This is a genomic window from Enterobacter cloacae complex sp. SYL001 (assembly GCF_049237025.1).
GTDB classification, from domain to species: domain Bacteria; phylum Pseudomonadota; class Gammaproteobacteria; order Enterobacterales; family Enterobacteriaceae; genus Enterobacter; species Enterobacter intestinihominis.
On sequence record NZ_JBMKJI010000001.1, the window covers coordinates 191932 to 212260 of the forward strand.

Below are 20329 nucleotides of genomic sequence, written 5' to 3' on the forward strand. Positions count from 1 at the left end.
GTGTCTGTTTTACCCAAAATTGTTTGGCCGATCCCCTCCAACAGTCGGGGAAATGAGTTCAAAAATCAGGAAGAGATCCTCTCTCATATCGGGGGGGAATCCACCGGGCAGTATATGATTGGCCGCAGTGGGATGTGGCATGGCGGGTTCCATATCACGGAAGCCACGACTCCGTGGTGTGCTCTTAGCGGCAAGTCGCCTCTCGAAGCACTGGATTTCCCGGTCCCCTTTAAAGGTGAGCAGGCTGTGCGATGCATGGCTGACGGTGAAGTGGTTGCTTATCGTGTCTGCAAGGATTATCTCACGCTTGGGTGGGAATCCGGCCCGCTTAGCTTTTCCGGTTCGTTTGTTCTGGTTAAACACTTTATTCAACCGGGGGAGAAGGAATCCAGCGGGCTGCATTTCTATACCCTGTATATGCACCTTGCCCCCTATTCAGCCTATAGTGTCAATCCGGCGGAAACAAAGTGGACAGTCCAGGATACGCTTACTGCCTACGATCCAGAATGGGTCATGACCGCCAGTACCAACAATAAAAGTACCAGTGAAAGCTATCGCAAGGGCACGATCCCTAAAGGATCTATTGTTGAGTGGGATAAAACAGACAGCGGCCTCCATACCGTTGCATTTAATAAGCGAGAGTATGGCCTTGTTACCTTTGTTAGCCTCTCAGAACAGACGTTGAAAAAGGGTAAGAAAACATCCCTGAACCCAGGGCAGCAATACTGGATGCTTGTGGACAAAAACAACCTGTCACCTGGCACAGATGGGGTGGTACAGCCTTCCTGGTGGCAGAAACTCATGCCGCCAGCAAAAGAAGCGATGAAATTTGACGAGGTAGTATGCCCGACTCCCTTTGCTATCAGTGCAGGTGACCCTGTTGGTCATATGGGATATTATCAGGCACCTAAGGATGGCGGATATGAAGCGCGATACCAGGTTCATATCGAATGCACGAGTATGGATGATAACCTGGAAACGTTCCTGACCAACCCTGAGCAAGCTGGAGAAAAGAATCCACTCTGGCTGAAGTACGCTCCGGGCCTTACGTTGTACAAAAAAGATGTTGCAACAGGAACATTCACAGTAGATACAAGGGCAACAACCAGGGCGGGGATCCTTCCACTGAGTCAGGTGCAAACAGAAGTCGATAAGTCGACCAAACAGGAATACTGGCAGCTGCGACCAGAAAATGCTTACGTCCCTAAAGGCCAGGCGGAACATCAACTTTTGTCGCAGTATGATCTGGCAAAGCTGGGCTTCAGGACTGAAACCGCAGAACCAGCCAGCTTTGATTACCTGGATGGAAAAAACCAGCCCACTGGATTCTTCCGTAACCTCATCGATTCGCTCTACCAGGCCGCGATAGATGATACACGAACCAGTCATGCTCTCGTGAAGCATAATTATCAGCGCCTGCTGGATAAAATTGACAGCGGAAGTGACCGATATTCGCCAATGGAGTACTGGAGAGCACTTCACAATCCCGACTATCGTGACGTTATTCAGAAAACAATTGTAAAACATCCAAGCGACTGGTACTTCAAAAAAGGCGATGCTATCTGGCAACCATTCCTCAATGCGCTGAAAAAAGATGCCCCGGAGTGGAAGAATTATAGCGAAGATTTTATCGATAAAATGGCATGGATGCAGGATGTTACATCCGAAAAACTAGGGCCTTCATTGTGGCATATGCACCCCTTAAAATTTTTAGCCTCTCTAATTCAGACTAATGTAAATATTAGAATACTTCGTTTACGTGCATTTCTACGAATGATCCGCATTGGTGAGGGGACCATTCAGGAAGACGGATACAGAACGATGTTTACTGGTGCAAAATTTACAGATTTTAGTAAACACCCCAATACCAGACATGAAGCTAATGGTGTTGTTTCGACTGCTGCTGGAGCTTATCAATTTTTATACGGGACATGGAGAAATCTGCAACGTAGATATTCTTTCTCAGATTTCAGTCAGAGTAATCAAGACCTCGGTTGTATAACGCTCATTGCAGGTCGAAAAGCATTAGACGCAGTAATGCAGGACAAGATTAGCGAAGCAATACATTTATGTCGTATTGAGTGGGCCAGTTTACCTGGTTCACCACATGGTCAACCAACAGTAAATAAAAAAATGATCATGGAAAAATATTAAGTCTACTTAGCTGAAGAAAAGCTAGGTAAAACAAGTTTACACGCCACTTCAGAAGAAATGACGAAATTTATTGAAGATAATTATCCGGAGTATTTATGAAAAAAAATCATTTTCCTTCTACTAATTCCAGCATTTTGTAATGCAAACACTCCTACTGTTTTCAAATCTTCTTGCGGTGGTATTCAATACAGTATCGAATCATTTTGTAGTGTAAATAACCTTAAGGGTGACCAGGATAAACTTGACATACCAATTTGCAGCAAGCAAATTTTCGTCCTTGGTAAGGAAAACCATGATCTATCAAAGTTTACAGGTCTTGTAGAACGCATTAACAGCAAAGACGAAAAAATAAAAATGATGAATTTCGTCTTCTACGGAGCCTCATGTAAAAATGACAGAATTATTTTATCCGGCGCAGGTGGTTGCAATTCATGTGGTGAAACATTCAAGACATTTAATCTATCAGGGGAAGAAATAAATGAGAAATCTACCACGCTAGATTTGGAGCCTATGCAGGATATTATCCCCGAACTTTATTAATCTGATAATCATTAATTTCAATAATGATTTAGTAAAACAGATTTATTGTCAGGCTCTATGGTTTTTGCTTTGATGGATTCAAAAATATAATGCTTCAGGTAGATGAAATCAAACATTCTGCGGAAAGTTTTTTAGAACAACTTAATGCAGGAGAGATATCTTGAACAAAAAAATAGCTTTGTTAGTTTTACTAATCGCCCCGTCATTATATGCTAAAGAAAATAGATGTGGGTGGCTAGAAAATCAAACCCCTGGAAACTACTGGTTGACGGATAAAGATGGCGACTGGACAATTTCAACCCAAGGAAAAGAAGGACCAAAGGGAATGGAATATTTAGTCGGTTTTCCTTCTAAAGAATTTATTAACACAAATAATAGCTACGGATATGGTTGTGGTTGTGGTTGCATACTATCTGAGGCATCAAAGGAATCAAAAGAAATAACAAGAATATTCAACTTCAAGGCACTCCCTCTTCGCGTATGCAAAACGGACCCATCACTTAGAGAAAAAACAGGAGAAATTGAAAATGTAATGAATGATAATTAGTATTGTTTACATGTGAATAAACTTTTTAGATTCTTACAAAAATCAGAGGTTTTTCATACAAAGAGCCTCAGCATTTCAAATCTTAAAATTATTGGCTGAAATTGGGGTTAAAGGATGAAGATTATATTATTCGCATCATCCATGAGCTTGCCAGTAATTTCATTTGCAAAATTACCACAAGTTTGCAATTCCTCGATGCAATCTCATCCAGATATGATCGATTGCATACAAACCAGCACAAAAAAAACAGAGGACTCCATTAAAGAGATTATTACCAAATTTGGCAAGGAGTATTCAATTGATATGGCGTTTTATAATAGTCAACGGAAGTCTATTTCTGAACGATGCAGCTTATATAACTCGATGGAAGGTCAACGAACAGATTTGATAGAAAATCAATGCGAATATGATGGTGTAGAGCAACTAAATGATTTTATTAAAACCTATGTGAAGACGGTTGATAATTATTAAAATGAACATAAAACTCTCTTAGGCTATGTTAATTTTAATGGCATCGGCAACATATGCTCAATGTTCTCAAACCAAAGATATTGATATGCTGGTAACGGCAAGTAAGCTGAAAAACTCTGGCTTTGTCGATGGGCAAATAGGTCGCGTTACTAATGACTTAAATGGTGATGGTAAAAAAAGATATCATCGAGTATACGTTTCTGAGTTCAACACCACCAGGTACTTGCGATCAATCGGAATGTATGTCTAATCTCGACAACTCTCCTACTTTAACATTCGAAATCACAATGCATGATGGAAAATCAATAGATGCAGCATATATGTGTACATCCATTGGAATATCAAAAAAATCACACAAAGGTCTAAAGGATATTTTTTTGCGGACCTAAATATATCTTGCGATGGAATGGTGACGAGTATGATACAGAATGAATATTCAAAAGCATTTACATGCCATTGAGTCCAGAATGGGTCTTTTAAATTGTAGAGCCAGGCACATATAGGTAAATTAAATTACCAGTGCCTCCACTGGAGTGCTCAAATAAAATGAAGGTTAAGAATAAAACACTGACTTTACTTCTAATACTCCCTTGTATTTCACATGCTGCACTAAACGACTATTCCAAGATTGAAACTGATTGCCGCAGAATGAATCAAGATATAAATAACTCTGTTGTAATGGGTTGTGCCGACCAGGCATCAGACGCCGCAAAGAAAGATATGAACATTGTTTACCAGAAAATATACAAAATCATTAAAGCGCGTGAAATGCCTGACATTACAAGTAAATTCGAGACGGCGCAAAAAAACTGGATTGCATCATGTGAAAATTGGTGTGATGTTCAAGGGTTTATAATCGGTTCGCCGATGTACAGCGTATGCCGTATGGACATGAATATTTCAAGAGTGAATGAGTTAAATGACTTACTGGAACAGATTCAGGATTAATATGTCTGGAGGCTAGTTACTTTAATCTAATGATAATTATTAACTAACAGAGACCCTTATTAATGCTCCAGATTATCCGCAAAGGCGATAAAACTACCCACGGTGGTTCAGTACTGACCGCCTCAGAAACGATGAAATTCGGCGGTATTGGCGTTGCCCGTAAAGGCGACAAAGTGTCCTGCCCGGTTCCGGGACATGGCCCTACAACTATCGTAGAAGGCAATCCTGATTATCTTGATCATGGTATCCCGGTTGCATTTCACGGTCATAAATGCGCCTGTGGTTGCACATTGATCAGTTCCTTTGCCGCTGCAAAGGTTGCCTGATTATGCCCGTCTGGCTGGATGCCATCCCTGAAAAGGCTCCTAAGGTAGCGCGTCCCGGCACCGGTCGTTGGCTGCTATTCCTCGCGTTTGTCATGCTGGGGGGCATAGCGCTCACGCTATGGTGCTGGACGTCAGAGCGAACCGGATTTGTCTTCTGGTTCACCGCGCTGGGCCTCCCGTTTTGCACTTGGGGGCTTATTTTCGGCTTACGCCGGTTTGCCTACAAAGCCGAACAGGTGGGGGCCGAGTCCCGTAATGTCGAGCGAGAAGCGCTTATTGACAGTGAAATTCTGCGCGGTCAGCGCTGCGCCTGGATCCTCGGTACGCACATCCAGGCTCCGGCCGGAAACAAAGCCGATGACCTGCTGAAGGCAATGAAAGTCGCAGCTCCTGTTATCGAATTCTCTCGCCCAAGAGGATGTGACAAACCGGTCAGATACGCGGCATTACCAGAATATCAGACTGATTTAACGAAGGCCCTGAATGCAGCGGTTAATAAACTGACCACACGTGTAGAGGGGATAGTTAAGCCGCTTCCGCCCGAGCTGCCATGCTGGCTGGTGCTGGATTGTGATAACGATCTGTATCCCCTGTTTGAAGAGCAGCTTAAAGCCGATCTCTCACTCAAGACGGGCAGGATTTTTCGCCTGATGGCCGGAAAAGGACTGGGGGCGTTTGATGCCTGGCTGGACAAGCGATGGGACACCCCGGGCATTTTGGTTGCCATCACGCTGTCGTTACCGGCGTCTCCCCGGGAAGAAGATGCTGATGCTGTCTCAATGGTGGTATTGAGCAACCGCAAAGCCCATGCCTGGCCGGATGCGCTTCGCCTTCATCGCCCCGAAAGGGGAACAGAAACAACGCTCACAAAGACACTTACCCGGGCGCTGCTCTGGTCGAAGACCCTGCCCAATGAACTCAAAGGAAGCTGGATCTCCGGTCACACATTGACGTCGGGCAGCGGCTGGAATAATGCCTGCGAAGAGAGCGAAGTGGAATTTAGTCTTTCAGAAGACAATTTCAGTATTGATCCCGTGCTGGGATATACCGGCCATGCTGCTCCATGGCTGGCCATCACGCTTGCTAATGCTGACGTTGAACAACGAGGGACGCAGGTTATCGCAGCACAACCCGCCGCTGATAAAGACGACATCTGGGTCGCCGTCATCACCAAAGAAGAAGTTCGCAAGGAATCGCCTAAGAATGTCTAAGGTAAAAGTAAAAACTCTCATCGGCTCAGTTGTGACTGTCGCCTTTTTCCTGGCAGCCATCGTGGCATTTTTGTTTTATGCCTTTCCGGAGAATGTGGCCTCAGCCACCGGCTTCGGACCGTATGACGGTCAACGAATACTCACATTCTGCGCCATTATGGTTGCCGCGATGTTTTTACTCGGCTGGCTTACAGAGAAGGCTTTCGACTTCGCCGGTAAATCCGGGTTGTATTTCCAGTGGGGTCAGAAAAAGGCTGAGAGTATCACTCCGGTGACGAACACCATTCCCGGTGAAGAAGATGACGATGAACCGGTCTTCAGCGAAGATGCCGTGTCCGAACACCTGCGTTTTCGCTATGGACGCCGATGGCAGCGTAAGGTACGACTCCTGCTGGTGATGGGCAACCCGGACGACGTCCAGAAAGCGGCCCCGGGTCTGTGTCATGACCTGTGGCAGGAAGGTGACGGTAACGTGCTGATTTATGGCGGTGATGCGCAGTCACTTCCGGATGAGATCTTCCTTTCAAAACTGAAGCGTCTGCGATCTGGCCAGCCGGTTGATGGCATTATTCAGGTGATGAGTACTTCAGCCCTCCCGACGGATAGCGAACGGGATGCTTTCTTGCGTTGCCGTCAGAAAGCCGATCATCAGCTGGGCTGGCAGGCGCCTGTCTGGCTGTGGCTGGCTGATAAAGCCAAAGGTGCTCATCAGGACGCAGACACGGCTGCGACAGGGGTGATATTCGGACCGGAAGGCACTGTAAAAGAGGCGGATAAGGCATTGACTACGCTGTTTCAGCGCCTGCAAAAAGTCGGTATGGCACAGTTACTGAATAATCCGGCTCATAACGGCCTGCTCCAGTTATCTTCCCGTCTGCAACACGGACTGAAAGCCAGTCTGACTGTTTTGCTCAGTGGGTTGATGCAGGGATCTGCGGCCTTGCGTTTACGCGGTGTCATGTTCAGCCCTGAACTGGCCGTTGCCGGAACGGTACCGAACACGCGCCTCGACACACCGACATGGAAAGCCGTCATTGATGACTGTGATGCCGTCAGCGGCAGGAGGCTGGGCTTCGACTGGCTGAAGTTGCTGAGATTAATTCTGCTTTCCCTGATTGTCCTGTGGGGGACCGGTACATTGCTGTCCCTGATCGTTAACCGTACCCAGATTTATGAGGCACAGGAAACAGCGAGGCAGGCAGCGGATACCGCAAAACCACTTGCTGAACGCCTGCACAACCAGCTCGTCCTCCAGCAAGCGATTGCCCGTCTGCAACATCGTGAGGCGACCGGTGCTCCATGGTACACCCGTTTTGGTCTTAATCAGGACAGCGATACGCTGGCCGCACTCTGGCCCCTGTATGCGAAAAATAACGTACAGTTGATGAGGGATGCCACAGCAGATAGTCTCAGGCAGCAGCTGAATGCGTTTGTGCAACTTCCTCCTGCCAGTGATGCCCGAACGCAGGGCACACAGCATACCTACGACGTACTCAAAAGTTATCTGATGCTGGCCCGTCCTGACAAAGCAGACGCAGACTGGCTGGCAAAAAACGTACTGGTAGCCTGGCCGAAGCGTCAGAATGTGCCGGATGGCACATGGCAGGACCTGGCACCGAAACTGCTGGGCTTTTATGCGCAGAACCTCCCGGCTCATCCGGAATGGAAAATTAAGCCTGACGCTGAATTAATCAGCACGGTCCGTCAGATCCTGCTCAAGCAGATTGGCCAGCGGAACGCTGAGTCCGGGTTATATCAGGACATGCTGAAGCGCGTGGCCAGCAACTGGCCTGATTTAACGCTTGCCGATATGACCGGCGACACCGATGCCTCAACGGTATTCAGCACTGACGAAGTCGTCCCGGGAATGTTTACACGCCAGGCCTGGGAAGAGCAGGTTCAGGATGCGATTAACGAGGTCGTCAAAACCCGCCGTGATGAAATTGACTGGGTACTGACGGATAAGACGCACCAGACAGGGAGCGATATCTCCCCGGAGGCGCTGAAAGCCCGTCTGACAGAACGCTATTTTACCGATTTTGGTAACGCCTGGCTGAACATGGTCAACAGCATTCAGTGGCAGGAAGCCACGTCACTTTCCGAAGCGATTGCCCAGCTCAGTCTGATCGGCGATGTCCGCCAGTCACCGCTGGTGGCACTGATGAACACGCTGGCCTGGCAGGGAAAAACAGGGCAAAAGGGTGAGGCACTGGCTGATTCGATAGTGGACTCAGCGAAAAAACTGATCGGTCAGAAAAAAAATGCCAGACAGTTTATTGAACAGGCACAGGGCCCTAAAGGTCCGCTCGATGGCGTGTTTGGCCCGCTGATGGGGCTGATGGAAGGTAAAGAGGGCACCGGTGCCAACGGTAACCTCAGTTTCCAGTCCTGGCTGGCTCGCGTAACCCAGGTGCGGCTGAAGCTTCAGCAGGTCACCAGCGCCCCGGATCCGCAGGCTATGTCGCAGATGCTGGCCCAGACCGTGTTCCAGGGCAAAGCCATCGATCTGACCGATACCCGCGATTATGGCAGTCTGGTTGCGGCAAGCCTGGGGCAGGAGTGGAACGGATTTGGCCAGTCGTTGTTTGTGCAACCATTGGATCTGGCCTGGCGGCAGGTTCTTGCCCCTGCTGCGGGTAGCCTCAATGCCCGCTGGCAGACAACCATTGTCGATCAGTGGAATAAGGCCTTTGCGGGACGGTACCCGTTTAAAGCCACCGGCAGCGATGCTTCCCTGCCGCTACTGTCTCAGTTCCTGCGTAGCGACTCGGGTCGAATCACGACCTTCCTGAAAACGAATCTCGGCGGGATCCTCCACCAGGAAGGGAATCGCTGGGTCGTTGATCCTTCCGCAAGTCAGGGGATGGTTGTCAGTCCGGATTTTCTCCGGGCGATTAATCAGCTGGCGGAACTGTCGGATATCGTTTTTGCCCAGGGCGATGCGGGCGTTCACTTTGAATTAATGGCGCGTCCTTCCCGTGATGTGGCCCGTATGCAGCTGACGCTTGATGAGCAGAACCTGGACTTCTTTAACCAGATGGAAAGCTGGCAGAGCTTTACCTGGCCGGGAAACACATATTATCCGGGTGTCAGCCTTCGCTGGCGCAGCGTGAACAGCGGGATGCAGCTCTACACCAGCCATCAGGGGAACTGGGGATTCATCCGGCTGCTGGATAAGGCATTAATTACACCTCTTGATGCAAGCCGCACGCAGCTGGTCTGGATCACCCCGGACGGAAATCCGCTGAAGTTTGTTATGCGCAGTGAGCTGGGTGACGGTCCGCTTGCCCTGCTGAAGCTCCAGAGATTTACGCTGCCTGAAACCATCTTTACGGTTGCGGCCAGCGTTGAAGACGTCGAATAACGATAAGACAAGGAAAAACATGAGTTCACCGGAAGCCCTGTTATCGGCATGCACCACAAACCACGAGGCGCAGCTGCGCCTTACTGAAAGCGCCTCCGGCACCCTGTCCCTCTGGGAGAACTGGTTAAAACCGGTCCGCCCCGGGGCGGAAACGGGTGACGATCCGGCCAGTGACGACGATTTCCAGCTGATGCGCGAAGAAATCAACAAACTCTCGGGCACCGATCCGGATCTGCTCTGCACCCTGGCGGAAAAAATACTGTGTGAAAGCGCCAAAGATATCCGTGTCGTCACCTGGTATACCCAGGCCCGGCTGAGCCGTGACGGCGAGAAAGGCCTGGCGGAAGGGATACTGCTGCTGGTCGCGATGTTGTGCCGCTACGGCAGACACTGCCATCCGCTGCGCCCGAATGCCAGGAAAGCCGCGCTGGAGTGGCTCAACAGTACAAAAGTACTTGATACGCTCTCGCGCTGGCCGGAAGTGGATCGGGAAGATGCCAGCCTGACGGCCGGAGCGGTCAGCCTGCTGAGTAAGGCGGTCTCAGACTGGCCTGAAAATGAAAAACCCGCGTTCGCTGGCCTCTGTAGCGCGCTGGAAAACCGTCTGGCGCGTTCTGGCGGGGTGACAGCGCTAATCCCCCAGAACAGCAGCACTCAGGATAGAGGGCATGACGCTGTCTTTTCTCCGTCGCCACTGCTGACGGACGTAAAGTCGGGGCGCGATTTGCTGGATCAGGCAAAGATACTCTCCCGCTGGCTCGGAGAACAACCCCAGGGGTGGCTGGCCTCTCACCGGCTGATGAAAACCGTTCGCTGGGATACCGTCGATCAAATTCCACCGCTGGACAGCAGTGGTCGTACCCGGCTGATTCCGCCTAAACCAGAGTACCGGGCGCAGCTGAAGCGTCTGTACCTGCAAAAAAGCTGGGCTGAGCTGGTGGAGCAGGCCAGCCAGATGTACTGCGAAGGGGTGAATCATTTCTGGCTCGATCTCCAGTGGTACCTCTGGCAGGGACTCAGCCATGCGGGACAGCCTTGGGAGAACCTGGCGGAGTCAGTCCTGCTGGATCTTCGGTTCCTCCTCAGGCGTCTGCCCGGGCTTGAAAGCCTGGCCTGGAATGACGGTACCCCGTTTGCCGATGAGGTGACAACTGGATGGATTGCGGAAAAGGTGAATGAGGAAGGGCTGTCATTCGGTAGCGAGCCGGTCGTGTCCGCGGCGGTAAACGGGGATGAGGTGCTGTCACTTGAGGCCGAGGCGATGGAGAAGGGTGACAGTGAGGGGCCCGAAGCGGCTCTGACGTGGCTCCAGACCCGCCCCGGACTGGACTCTCCGCGAAATCGCTGGCTGATACGTCTGCTGATGGCTCGTGTTGCGGAACAATACGGGCGTAACGACATGGCGCTTCATCTGCTGGCTGAACTGACATCCGGTGCGGCGCAGTTGACGATGGGGGACTGGGAGCCGGGCCTGATGTTCGAAGTTCAGGCCCGCCGTCTGAAACTGTTGCGCATGAAAGCCGGTCGCAGCGAGTCCGATAAAATCCGGCTGATGCCTGAGATGGATGTCCTGCTGGCGGGGCTGATTACCATCGATCCTGCCCGTGCCATGGTGCTGTGTGGCTGAATTTTGTCTGTTAACTATCAGGAATACCGAGCATGGATGATTTAACCCTGCGCTATTTTGAAGCCGAAATGCGCTATCTGCGCGAGGCAGGAAAAGAATTTGCCCGGGCACATCCGGACCGGGCGGCAATGCTCAATCTCGATAAGCCCGGAGCCCGGGACCCGTATGTGGAACGCCTGTTTGAAGGCTTTGCCTTCCTGATGGGCCGTCTGCGAGAAAAGCTGGATGATGATCTGCCGGAACTGACTGAAGGACTGGTGAGTCTGCTGTGGCCGCACTATATGCGGACTATCCCGTCTCTGGCCATCGTTGAGTTTTCGCCTGACTGGCGTGGTCTGCGTCAGGCCGAAATGCTGGCTGAAGGCTTTTCCGTTTTGTCACGTCCTGTCGGGCCGCATAAAACCGCCTGTCAGTATCGGACGACCCGCGATGTTCCGCTACAACCGCTGCACCTTGCAGATGCCCGCCTGCATACTGAAACCGATGGCCGCTCTGCTATCCGTCTGCGCTTCGAATGCCCTGAAAAAGTGGACTGGAGTAAAGCCGGGATCGACAAGGTCGCCATATTCCTTAACGCAGAGAGTCCTGTGAGTTCTGCGCTGCATCTGGCAATGACCCGGCGTGTACATGCCATGTATGCGCGTCATGCCGGGACGCATACTGAACGTCATCAGTTTGATGGCTGGTGCAAACCCATGGGCTTCGATGACAATGACGGCTTGTGGAAAAAAGCCGATACGGCCTTCAGTGGTTACCAGCTGTTGCTGGAGTATTTCAGCTTCCGTCCAAGGTTTATGTTTGTGGAGCTGCGCGGTCTCGACACTATCGGGCTCACTGCGGCCAGCACCTGGTTTGAAATCGACATTGTACTCAGTGAAGCCTGGTCATCCGATCTGCCCTTTGAGACGGAAGACTTCCGGCTGCACTGTGCGCCGGTTATCAACCTTTTTGCCCTGGAAGCCGACCCGCTGACGCTTAACCCGCTGGAGAACGAATACCTGCTCAGGCCATTGCGTCTTCAGGATGGTCACACCGAGATTTACAGCGTCGATAATATTCACGGCGCGGTGAAGAATGGCAAGCATCCTTATGTACCGTTCACCAGCTTCCGACACCGGGGCGGTATGATGCGCCACGATGCCCCTGAACGTTATTACCACACCCGCGTGAAACGCGGTCCCTCTGGCCTGTATGACACCTGGTTAATTCTCGGGGGCCGCTCGTTCGAACTGGAGCAGCTGTCTGAGAAACCAGATTCCCTCTCGATGCGAATAACCGGCACCAACGGCCAGCTTCCGCGCAAAGCGCTGGAAAGTACCCTGCTGGACAGGGTGGTCAAAACCGGCAAGGTGCCGGTGAGGGTCCTGAACGTCACTGCGCCAACGATGCCGCTGTATCCCCCGGCAAACGACCGCTTTCACTGGCGGGTGATGAGTCATCTGGGCTCAAACTTCCTCAGCATGATGGACAATCCGGAGGTCCTGCGGGGAACGCTGGCCCTGTATGACTGGACCGACGATGAAATGAACCGCCGTCGGCTTGAAGCGATAGTCGCCGTGAAGCACACCCTGATCCGCCGTTTTGAGAAGGGCTTTATGCTCCGGGGCGTGGACATAGAGGTCACGCTGAATATGGATAATTTTGCAGGCGAAGGCGATGTGAATCTCTTTGGCGAGATGCTGCACCGGTTCTTCGCGCTCTATGCCGATATTCACCTCTTTAACCAGCTCACGCTGGTACTGCAACCGACAGGGAAACGACTGAGATGGCGCGAGAATCACAGCCAGCACGTACCGGGCTGACGTTAGCCCTAAATTATAAAATGGAGTCAGCTTATGCCTAAGAGTTTGAATACACATATTGATGCAGACATAGCTTGTGAAGAGGACGAGAACCCAAGCCCAGCTAAAGATGAACCTGATTCGTTAACAGCGGAAGATTTATTGTCGGTTTTCGACCTGGCTGAGATCATGAATGTCAATCAGGTCGTCTGTAAATCGTTTAGTGACTGACAGGGAGTGTGAATCGTGTCTGTGTTACCCAAAATTGTCTGGCCAATTCCCTCTAACAACCGGGGGAAGGAATTTAGTAACCAGGAAGATATTCTCTCCCATTTAGCGGGGGAGTCTACCGGACAATATGCGATAGGCCGCAGTGGAATGTGGCATGGCGGGATCCATATCACCGAAGCCACGACCCCGTGGTGCGCACTCAGTGGTAAATCTCCTCTTGAAGCGATGGATTTCCCGGTTCCCTTTAAAGGTGAGCAGGCGATTCGATGCATGGCTGAAGGGGAAGTGGTTGCTTATCGTATCTGCAAGGATTATCAGACGATTGCATGGGAATCCGGACCGCTGAGTTTCTCCGGTTCATTCGTCCTGGTAAAACACTACATTCAGCCGGGTGAAACGGAATCCAGCGGGCTTCATTTCTATACCCTGTATATGCACCTGGCTCCGTATTCTGCTTATGAGTCGGAATCGGAAAATCAGTGGATTACTCAGGATACACTTAAAGCGTTTTCTGAAATGGACTGGCTCACGGCAAAACTGACTTCTGAACAACTTCAGCCTCAGATTGCAGGTTATATGCCTGTGGGGGCAGGCGTTGAATGGGACTCCTCTGATACCAGTCTTAACGCGGCGGGGTATAACCAGCGCCGGTATGGTCTTGTGACGTTGAAAAGTTTACCTGATGCCGATGGTAATACAGATGATAAGCAAAAGGTCAGTACCTCATTGATCCTCGGTAAACGTTACTGGGTGGTAGTGGATAATAATAATATTAAACCCGCTCCCGGCGCTGGTCCGTCATGGTGGCGCAAGCTTATGCCTCCAGCCAAAGAGGCCATGAAATTTGACCAGGTTGTGTGTCCGTCTCCGTTCTCCATCACTGCCGGTGATCCTGTTGGTCATATGGGATATTATCAGGCACCTAAGGACGGGGAATATGAGGCCCGATACCAGGTACATATTGAATGCACGAGCATGGATGACAATCTGGAAAAGTTTCTGACCAATCCCGAACAGGCGGGAGAAAAGAATCCGCTCTGGCTGAAATACACTCCTGGCCTGGCGCTGTACAAAAAGGATGTTGCAACCGGTACATTCACAAAGGATACCAGAGTAACGACCAGAACAGGGATCCTGCCACTGAAACAAGTGCAGACAGAAGTCGATAAATCGACCAGACAGGAATACTGGCAGTTGCGACCAGAGAATGCCTACGTACCCAAAGGCCAGGCAGAACCGCAGCTTCTGTCACAGTATGATCTGGCAAAGCTTGGTTTCAGAACTGAAACCGCAGAACCGACCAGCTTTGATTACCTTGATGGAAAGAATCAGCCTGTTGGATTCTTCCGCAGCCTTATCAACTCACTTTACGAGGCCGCGACCGGTGATACGCGAACCAGTCACGCCCTGGTAAAGCATAATTATCAGCGCCTTCTTGATAAAATAGACAGTGGAAGCGATCGTTATTCTCCAATGGAATACTGGAGAGCTCTACATAATCCTGACTATCGTGAGGTCATTCAGAAAACTATCGTAAAACATCCCAGCGACTGGTACTTCAAAAAAGGCGATGCTATCTGGCAACCGTTCCTGAATGCGCTGAAGAAAGAAGCGCCGGAATGGAAGAAGTACAGCGAAGATTTTCTCGATAAGATGGTATGGATGCAGGATGTCACGACTGAGAAACTGGGACCCGAACTTTGGCATATGCACCCAATAATGTTTTTGGGGGCGATTATTAACATAAAAAAACAACATGTGGGACTTTTTACTGTGCAAGACGGGAAAGATGCTTTACGTAAGATATATGATAATTATGGTCAAGACATGTCTGTAATAGTTGAAAGAATGTTTCGCATTGAGACGACACATTTTACTTCTGGTCAATACCAGCATTGTGGTGCTCCAGGAATGGAAGTACATGGCACTCCGCCAGCATATGGATGGAGTTCTGATTTTTTTGCGCAGCACCCAGAATATCAGCCAACGGGGATTTGGAGTAAAAAAGAAGGAAAAGGATTAAGTGGACAGGGAGGTAATATCCAAGTCACGGATAAACCAAAGCAATTTGTAGTATTCGATTCCGTTGAAAGCTCTATGGAATATATTGTGTATTACATCAATAAGCACGACGGAAACTATGCTCGGTGGTATTCAACCCAAGACTCAGCACAAAAGTTATATAGAAAAGAATGTGGGGCGATTATACCTAAATTTACTAACGAATTTTCCGAGACTAAACAATGATCAAGTTTAAAGTATTTCCTCTATTGTTACTAACATACTCTATCTCAGCATTTTCAGGTGTTACTGATGATGATTTTGATAATTGCTCGAAATATCTAGATAAAATAGTGGCTTCCAGCGATGCAAATCTGATAAATGAATTGAAAGTGGACAGAGATCTGATTACAGCAGACATCGACCGTGTCAGTAATGATAATATATATGCTAAAGTTCAATTCAATAACAAGCAATCCGTCGACACTCCGGGCGAAGGTTTTCTTTTATGGATGAAGTATGATTATCTCAAATTCAGTTTGGAAGACATTACTATTGACCTAGATAAACCAGAAAAATTAAAGTTTGATGAAAGATATGCTTCAGTATATCTTAACTGCTTGAACAAAAAAACAGTCTACAAAGTTATTGGTACTGCTCGATTGCAGTTCTATAAAGATGATAAGTTATCTATTCCAAGTCAAGGTTTATTCATTTTGCCAGGGGAGTATGTAGAGGTCGAAGACAACTCAGGGAGTGCTTCGCATATTAAATATCAAGCAAAAAACGGGACAATTTACTCCTCTTGGATAGACTCCAGTCGCATACAGGAAATAACGCTTGGTACAAGAGAAAAATAAATGGTTATTCACCATTGTCAATAAAACCACATCAAGCCCCAACTTTAAAATGATTATTAATCTTACGACTAACATGGATAATTTTACAGGCGAAGGCGATGTGAATCTCTTCGGCGAGATGCTGCACCGGTTCTTCGCGCTCTATGCCGATGTTCACCTCTTTAACCAGCTCACGCTGGTACTGCAACCGACAGGAAAACGACTGAGATGGCGCGAGAATCACAGCCAGCACGTACCGGGCTGACGTTAGCCCTTAACAAAGATATCTGGCGGGCCAATTTCTATCGTTTCTGCCAACTGCTGGAGCAGGAAAATCCGGACGCGCCGAAACTGGGCACCACCAGCCATCCGGGCGACGATCCGGTACGGTTCAGGCCCTGGCCTGGTATGGGATTCCCGGTCAGTACCCTGAAAGCGGTTGAGACCGACGAAGACCATCCGACATTACCCCCAACGGTCCGCACGACATTTCTCGGGGTGTATGGCGTGGACTCCCCTCTGCCAACGTCCTATCTGGATGACATTGCGCAGCGTCGTGAAGGCCATGAGGCGGTCACCTCATTTCTGGACATTTTTAGCCACCGGATTACCACGCAGTATTACCGGATCTGGCGAAAATACGCCTATCCGGCGACCTTCGAGGCGGGTGGCCGCGATGCCACATCACAGTGTCTGCTGGGGCTGGTGGGACTCGGTATACCGGGCACGGCTGAGCAGGTGGCAACGCCGGTTTCCCGCTTTCTGGCCTTGTTGGGCACCATGCGATTACCCACCCGCAATGCAGAAGGCATCCGGGCCCTGGTGAGCCTGCTGGCACCGAATACCCGGGCAATTATCACCGAACCGGATCCGGTGAAGGTCCATATCGATAACCGTAGTGGGCTGGGTGCCGGAAACCGCATCCGCCTTTCGCAGCGGGCCACGCTGGGTAAAACGGGCAGGGAAGCCTGTAGCAGAGTGCTGGTGACACTGGTCACGGAAGATCCCGGCGAAGCCGAAGGCTGGTTACCCGGTGGCATCCTCCATACCGATTTGCTGGTCCTGATGCGCGTCTATCTTGGTTACCGCAGCAATGCCCGACTGCGCCTCACTGTACCCGTGTGGTTGTTGCCTGAGCCGCGCCTGGGCAAAGGCAGGCGTATTCAGCTGGGCCGGACCGGTTTACTGGGTCTCAAAGAAGGCAAGCTCAGCAATGACCGGGAAACTCTGACCGTCAGTCTGGGCCGCTATGAAGGGTTGCAATGTTCTGCTTTCTCCCCCGCTGAAGACGGACATTATCGCTTCGACTAATCACGTATTCCCACTTACAATTAAGGAATTTTTGAATGGCAACAGTAACCCGCTGTTGGGCGTTGACGCTTATTGCCTGTAGCCTGCTCGCTGGCTGCGGTCTGACTCAGACCGTTACGGACGGTACGGTCAGCATCACGAAATCCATCTTCTACAAGAAAATTAAAACACTGCATCTGGATTTTACCCCGCGCAAGGCCATCAACGCCGATGGCGCACAGACGCCGCTGGCGACCATGGTGCGGGTTTATCAGCTCCGGGATCGTAAGGCGGTTGATGCCGCTGATTACCATACGCTGCTGCGCAAGGCCGATACGGTACTTAAGGACGACGTGCTGGCATCAAAAGAGCTGCTGGTGATGCCCGAAGGCAGCGTGACGCTCAATATGCCCATGGATGAGGACACTCAGTTCGTGGCGGTGGTGGGGTTGTTTAACCGACCGGATCAGAAGGACAACCGCTGGCGTCTGGTGCTGACCCGTGACGACCTCGACCCGGACAAACCCCGCACGATTGAACTGGGCGAGGGCTGGCTCAGCCTCGTGCCGGTAAAGGAGTGATGTGATGGATAACTGGCTGGCGCTTTTCGACGGACAGACCCGATATTTTCTGGATATCAATGACAGTTCAGTGAAGCCGGATGTTCTGTGCTTTCGCGGAAGGGAAGCCCTGAGCGAGCCGTTCCGGTGGGACATTGAGTTCACCTCCGGGCAGGCGAACATCCCCCCGGAACAGGTGCTGATGAAATATGCCACCTTCCGGATGCGGAGCGGCAAAAGTGTTCACGGGATAGTGACCCGTCTGGAATGGCTTTCCACCTCAAAGGACCAGTCCCGTTACCGGCTCACGCTAAGTTCCCGCCTGGCGCTCCTGGGATACACCCGGCAGTGCGCCGTATTTCAGAACCAGTCTGTTCCGGAGGTGGTGGAGCAGGTGCTGCGCAAACACGGGCTGGAGGGACCTGATTTTGAATTCCGGCTGGAGCGCACATATCCTCCGCGTGAGATTATCACCCAGTGGCGGGAAACGGATTTGCAGTTCATTCAGCGCATTCTGTCTGAGGTGGGCATTTTCTGGCGTACGGAGATGGACGACGTGCGCGGTCTGGATACGTACATATTTGCCGACAGCCAGCTTCACTACCGGTTTGATGTGCGCCTGCCCTACAGCGAGCCATCGGGCCTGTTTGACGGCGCAGCAGAATCGGTCTGGGATGTGCGGACCTGGCACAATATTGCCACCGGCACCGTCGCCACGCGTGATTACAACTACCGGACTTCCTCCACGCCGATGGATGCGACGGTCAGCGTGCGTAATGAGGCGGTCACCACCGGGGAACATTACCGTTACGCCGCGCCTTATCGTGACGCGGGTGATGACGCCAGCCCTGAGCCGGAAACCGAATCCGGCGCGTTTTATGCCCGGCTTCATCACGAGCGGGAACTCAATAAATCAGCCCGTATCCACCTGTTCAGCAATGCCTCACACCTTACGCCGGGGCAGGTGCTGGAGCCGCAGGGGGATGTCATTACGGCCCTGAAAGAAGGCGTCGTCCTCACGCTTGTGACCTTCCGGGGAGCCCGTGATTCCCGTCTGCACGTGTCGCTATGGGGCATGCCTTACACCGAACGGTACTGTTTCCGCCCTGCGGAAATCCCGCGTCCGGAAATCCACGGCACGCTTCCGGCCCGGGTCGAGAGCCGGGAGAAAAATGATATTTACGCTCACCTTGACGAACAGGGACGCTACCGGGTGAAGCTCGACTTCGACCGGGAGGGGACGGAAGCCGGTTACAGCTACCTGTGGCTGCGGATGGCGAAACCGTATGCCGGTGACACGCTGGGCTGGCACACACCGCTCACAGACGGGACGGAAGTGGCGATTGCCTACAGCAACGGCGATATTGACCTGCCGTACATTGCGTATGCGCTGCACGACTCCGAACATCCTGACCTGGTGAACCGCGACAATCACACCCGGAACATTCTCAGAACTCCCGCGAACAACAAGCTGCGGATGGAGGATAAGCGCGGCGAGGAACACATCAAGCTCGCCACGGAGTACGGGAAAACTCAGCTCAACAGCGGACACCTGGTGGACAGCCAGGGGCAGCGTCGTGGCACGGGCTCAGAATTGCGCACCGACGAACACGGCGTTATTCGCGCCGGGAAGGGGCTGTTGGTTGCTACGGCTGTGCAGTCGAAAGCGCAGGGTGACGCACTGGACATGGACACCGCGCTGAAGGAAATCGACCGGCTTAATCAGCATCTGCAACAGCTGGAAATGGCGGCAGAGCAGGCGCAGGCGCTGAAAGCGGATGTCGACAGCCAGATACGGATGTTCGAACAGCGGCTGAAACCGCTCAATGAGGCGCTGCTGATGTCCGCCCCGGAAGGGATGGCGCTGACCAGCGGTGAGCATCTGCAAATTGCCGCCAGCAAAAACGTCGCCATTAATGCTGGCGGAGATATCAGCACAGGCGCTATGGGCAATCTGACCCTGCTTACCGGAGAGAAGCTGGGGCTCTTTGCCCGTACCGGTCAGCTGAGCGTCAAGTCAGGGGAAGGGCCGGTGGAGGTCCAGGCGCAGAACGCCAACATGCGGCTGTTTGCGGAGAAAAAGTTGACGATGAGTTCGGCAAGTGACATCTCGTTTGCCGGGAAAAAGCGTATCACGCTTATCGGCGGCGGGAGCTATCTGCGGCTGGAGGCAGGGAAGATTGAGTACGGTACGACAGCGATGTATTTGCGCAAAGTAAAAAGGACGATGACGGCAGGGGCAAACGACCTACCATTTGCGTCATTGAAGCAGATGGCAATGATCACTCAGTATTACGACAGAACGTTAAGTTTCTCTTCAAATGTCAACTATCGTGTTGAAACGTCAGATGGAGAGGAATTACTTTCTGGCTCGGGTACAAATGGATATATCGACAAGAGTGATAGTGAATCTGAGTACTGGGTCTTTTTAAGCTGAGT

14 protein-coding genes and 1 pseudogene are annotated in these 20329 nt (G+C 51.0%); all 15 read left to right on the plus strand.

The features are described from left to right. The 15 genes and pseudogenes from ACOTZP_RS00875 to ACOTZP_RS00945 all read left to right on the plus strand — a co-directional run bounded on the left by ACOTZP_RS00875 (position 1) and on the right by ACOTZP_RS00945 (position 20327). A complete protein-coding gene (locus ACOTZP_RS00875) occupies positions 1-2154 on the plus strand; it encodes a glycoside hydrolase family 104 protein (protein ID WP_271074684.1) in 2154 nt (717 codons plus the stop codon). A 700-nt stretch (positions 2155-2854) separates the two neighbouring features. Further along, positions 2855-3241 (plus strand): DUF4087 domain-containing protein, encoded by a 387-nt coding sequence (locus ACOTZP_RS00880; protein ID WP_421633581.1) that lies wholly within the window; start codon positions 2855-2857, stop codon positions 3239-3241. A gap of 114 nt (positions 3242-3355) precedes the next feature. Beyond that, positions 3356-3712 (plus strand): hypothetical protein, encoded by a 357-nt coding sequence (locus ACOTZP_RS00885; protein ID WP_271074686.1) that lies wholly within the window; start codon positions 3356-3358, stop codon positions 3710-3712. Positions 3713-4258: 546 nt separating this feature from the next. Beyond that, entirely contained in the window at positions 4259-4660 is a 402-nt protein-coding gene (locus tag ACOTZP_RS00890; RefSeq protein ID WP_271074687.1) for a lysozyme inhibitor LprI family protein, read from the plus strand. Positions 4661-4722: 62 nt separating this feature from the next. Beyond that, positions 4723-4986, plus strand: a complete 264-nt coding sequence (locus tag ACOTZP_RS00895) for a PAAR domain-containing protein (protein ID WP_032418592.1) — start codon at positions 4723-4725, stop codon at positions 4984-4986. Positions 4987-4988: 2 nt separating this feature from the next. Then, the gene (locus ACOTZP_RS00900; protein WP_271074688.1) at positions 4989-6197 is read left to right on the plus strand and encodes a hypothetical protein; all 1209 of its coding nucleotides are present in this window, start codon (positions 4989-4991) and stop codon (positions 6195-6197) included. Then, positions 6190-9561, plus strand: coding sequence for an ImcF-related family protein (locus tag ACOTZP_RS00905; protein ID WP_271074689.1), 3372 nt, complete (start codon positions 6190-6192; stop codon positions 9559-9561). Before ACOTZP_RS00900 ends, ACOTZP_RS00905 begins: the two co-directional genes overlap by 8 nt. A gap of 19 nt (positions 9562-9580) precedes the next feature. Then, entirely contained in the window at positions 9581-11188 is a 1608-nt protein-coding gene (gene tssA, locus ACOTZP_RS00910) for a type VI secretion system protein TssA (protein ID WP_271074690.1), read from the plus strand. A gap of 32 nt (positions 11189-11220) precedes the next feature. Continuing rightward, on the plus strand, positions 11221-12990 hold the full coding sequence (gene tssF / locus ACOTZP_RS00915) for a type VI secretion system baseplate subunit TssF (RefSeq protein WP_271074691.1): 1770 nt from the start codon (positions 11221-11223) through the stop codon (positions 12988-12990). 225 nt (positions 12991-13215) lie between these two features. After that, positions 13216-15447, plus strand: a complete 2232-nt coding sequence (locus ACOTZP_RS00920; RefSeq protein ID WP_271074692.1) for a hypothetical protein — start codon at positions 13216-13218, stop codon at positions 15445-15447. Next, entirely contained in the window at positions 15444-16061 is a 618-nt protein-coding gene (locus tag ACOTZP_RS00925) for a hypothetical protein (RefSeq protein WP_271074693.1), read from the plus strand. Before ACOTZP_RS00920 ends, ACOTZP_RS00925 begins: the two co-directional genes overlap by 4 nt. A gap of 55 nt (positions 16062-16116) precedes the next feature. Next, positions 16117-16305, plus strand: a pseudogene (locus ACOTZP_RS00930) (type VI secretion system baseplate subunit TssF); the annotation flags it as partial. Further along, positions 16269-17351 (plus strand): type VI secretion system baseplate subunit TssG, encoded by a 1083-nt coding sequence (tssG, locus tag ACOTZP_RS00935; RefSeq protein WP_271074694.1) that lies wholly within the window; start codon positions 16269-16271, stop codon positions 17349-17351. The pseudogene ACOTZP_RS00930 and the gene tssG, both read left to right, overlap by 37 nt. A 35-nt stretch (positions 17352-17386) precedes the next feature. Beyond that, positions 17387-17911, plus strand: coding sequence for a type VI secretion system lipoprotein TssJ (tssJ, locus tag ACOTZP_RS00940; RefSeq protein ID WP_404346941.1), 525 nt, complete (start codon positions 17387-17389; stop codon positions 17909-17911). Positions 17912-17915: 4 nt separating this feature from the next. Then, positions 17916-20327, plus strand: a complete 2412-nt coding sequence (locus ACOTZP_RS00945; RefSeq protein ID WP_332976892.1) for a type VI secretion system tip protein VgrG — start codon at positions 17916-17918, stop codon at positions 20325-20327. The last annotated feature ends 2 nt before the right edge of the window (positions 20328-20329 follow it).

Excerpts from the sequence above, each read along its gene's own strand:
- ACOTZP_RS00945 (WP_332976892.1), top strand. The coding sequence starts at position 17,916 with ATGGATAACTGGCTGGCGCTTTTCGACGGACAGACCCGATATTTTCTG.
- ACOTZP_RS00900 (WP_271074688.1), top strand. The coding sequence starts at position 4,989 with ATGCCCGTCTGGCTGGATGCCATCCCTGAAAAGGCTCCTAAGGTAGCG.
- tssJ (WP_404346941.1), top strand. The coding sequence starts at position 17,387 with ATGGCAACAGTAACCCGCTGTTGGGCGTTGACGCTTATTGCCTGTAGC.
- tssA (WP_271074690.1), top strand. The coding sequence starts at position 9,581 with ATGAGTTCACCGGAAGCCCTGTTATCGGCATGCACCACAAACCACGAG.
- ACOTZP_RS00890 (WP_271074687.1), top strand. The coding sequence starts at position 4,259 with ATGAAGGTTAAGAATAAAACACTGACTTTACTTCTAATACTCCCTTGT.
- tssG (WP_271074694.1), top strand. The coding sequence starts at position 16,269 with ATGGCGCGAGAATCACAGCCAGCACGTACCGGGCTGACGTTAGCCCTT.
- ACOTZP_RS00895 (WP_032418592.1), top strand. The coding sequence starts at position 4,723 with ATGCTCCAGATTATCCGCAAAGGCGATAAAACTACCCACGGTGGTTCA.
- tssF (WP_271074691.1), top strand. The coding sequence starts at position 11,221 with ATGGATGATTTAACCCTGCGCTATTTTGAAGCCGAAATGCGCTATCTG.
- ACOTZP_RS00905 (WP_271074689.1), top strand. The coding sequence starts at position 6,190 with ATGTCTAAGGTAAAAGTAAAAACTCTCATCGGCTCAGTTGTGACTGTC.
- ACOTZP_RS00925 (WP_271074693.1), top strand. The coding sequence starts at position 15,444 with ATGATCAAGTTTAAAGTATTTCCTCTATTGTTACTAACATACTCTATC.
- ACOTZP_RS00885 (WP_271074686.1), top strand. The coding sequence starts at position 3,356 with ATGAAGATTATATTATTCGCATCATCCATGAGCTTGCCAGTAATTTCA.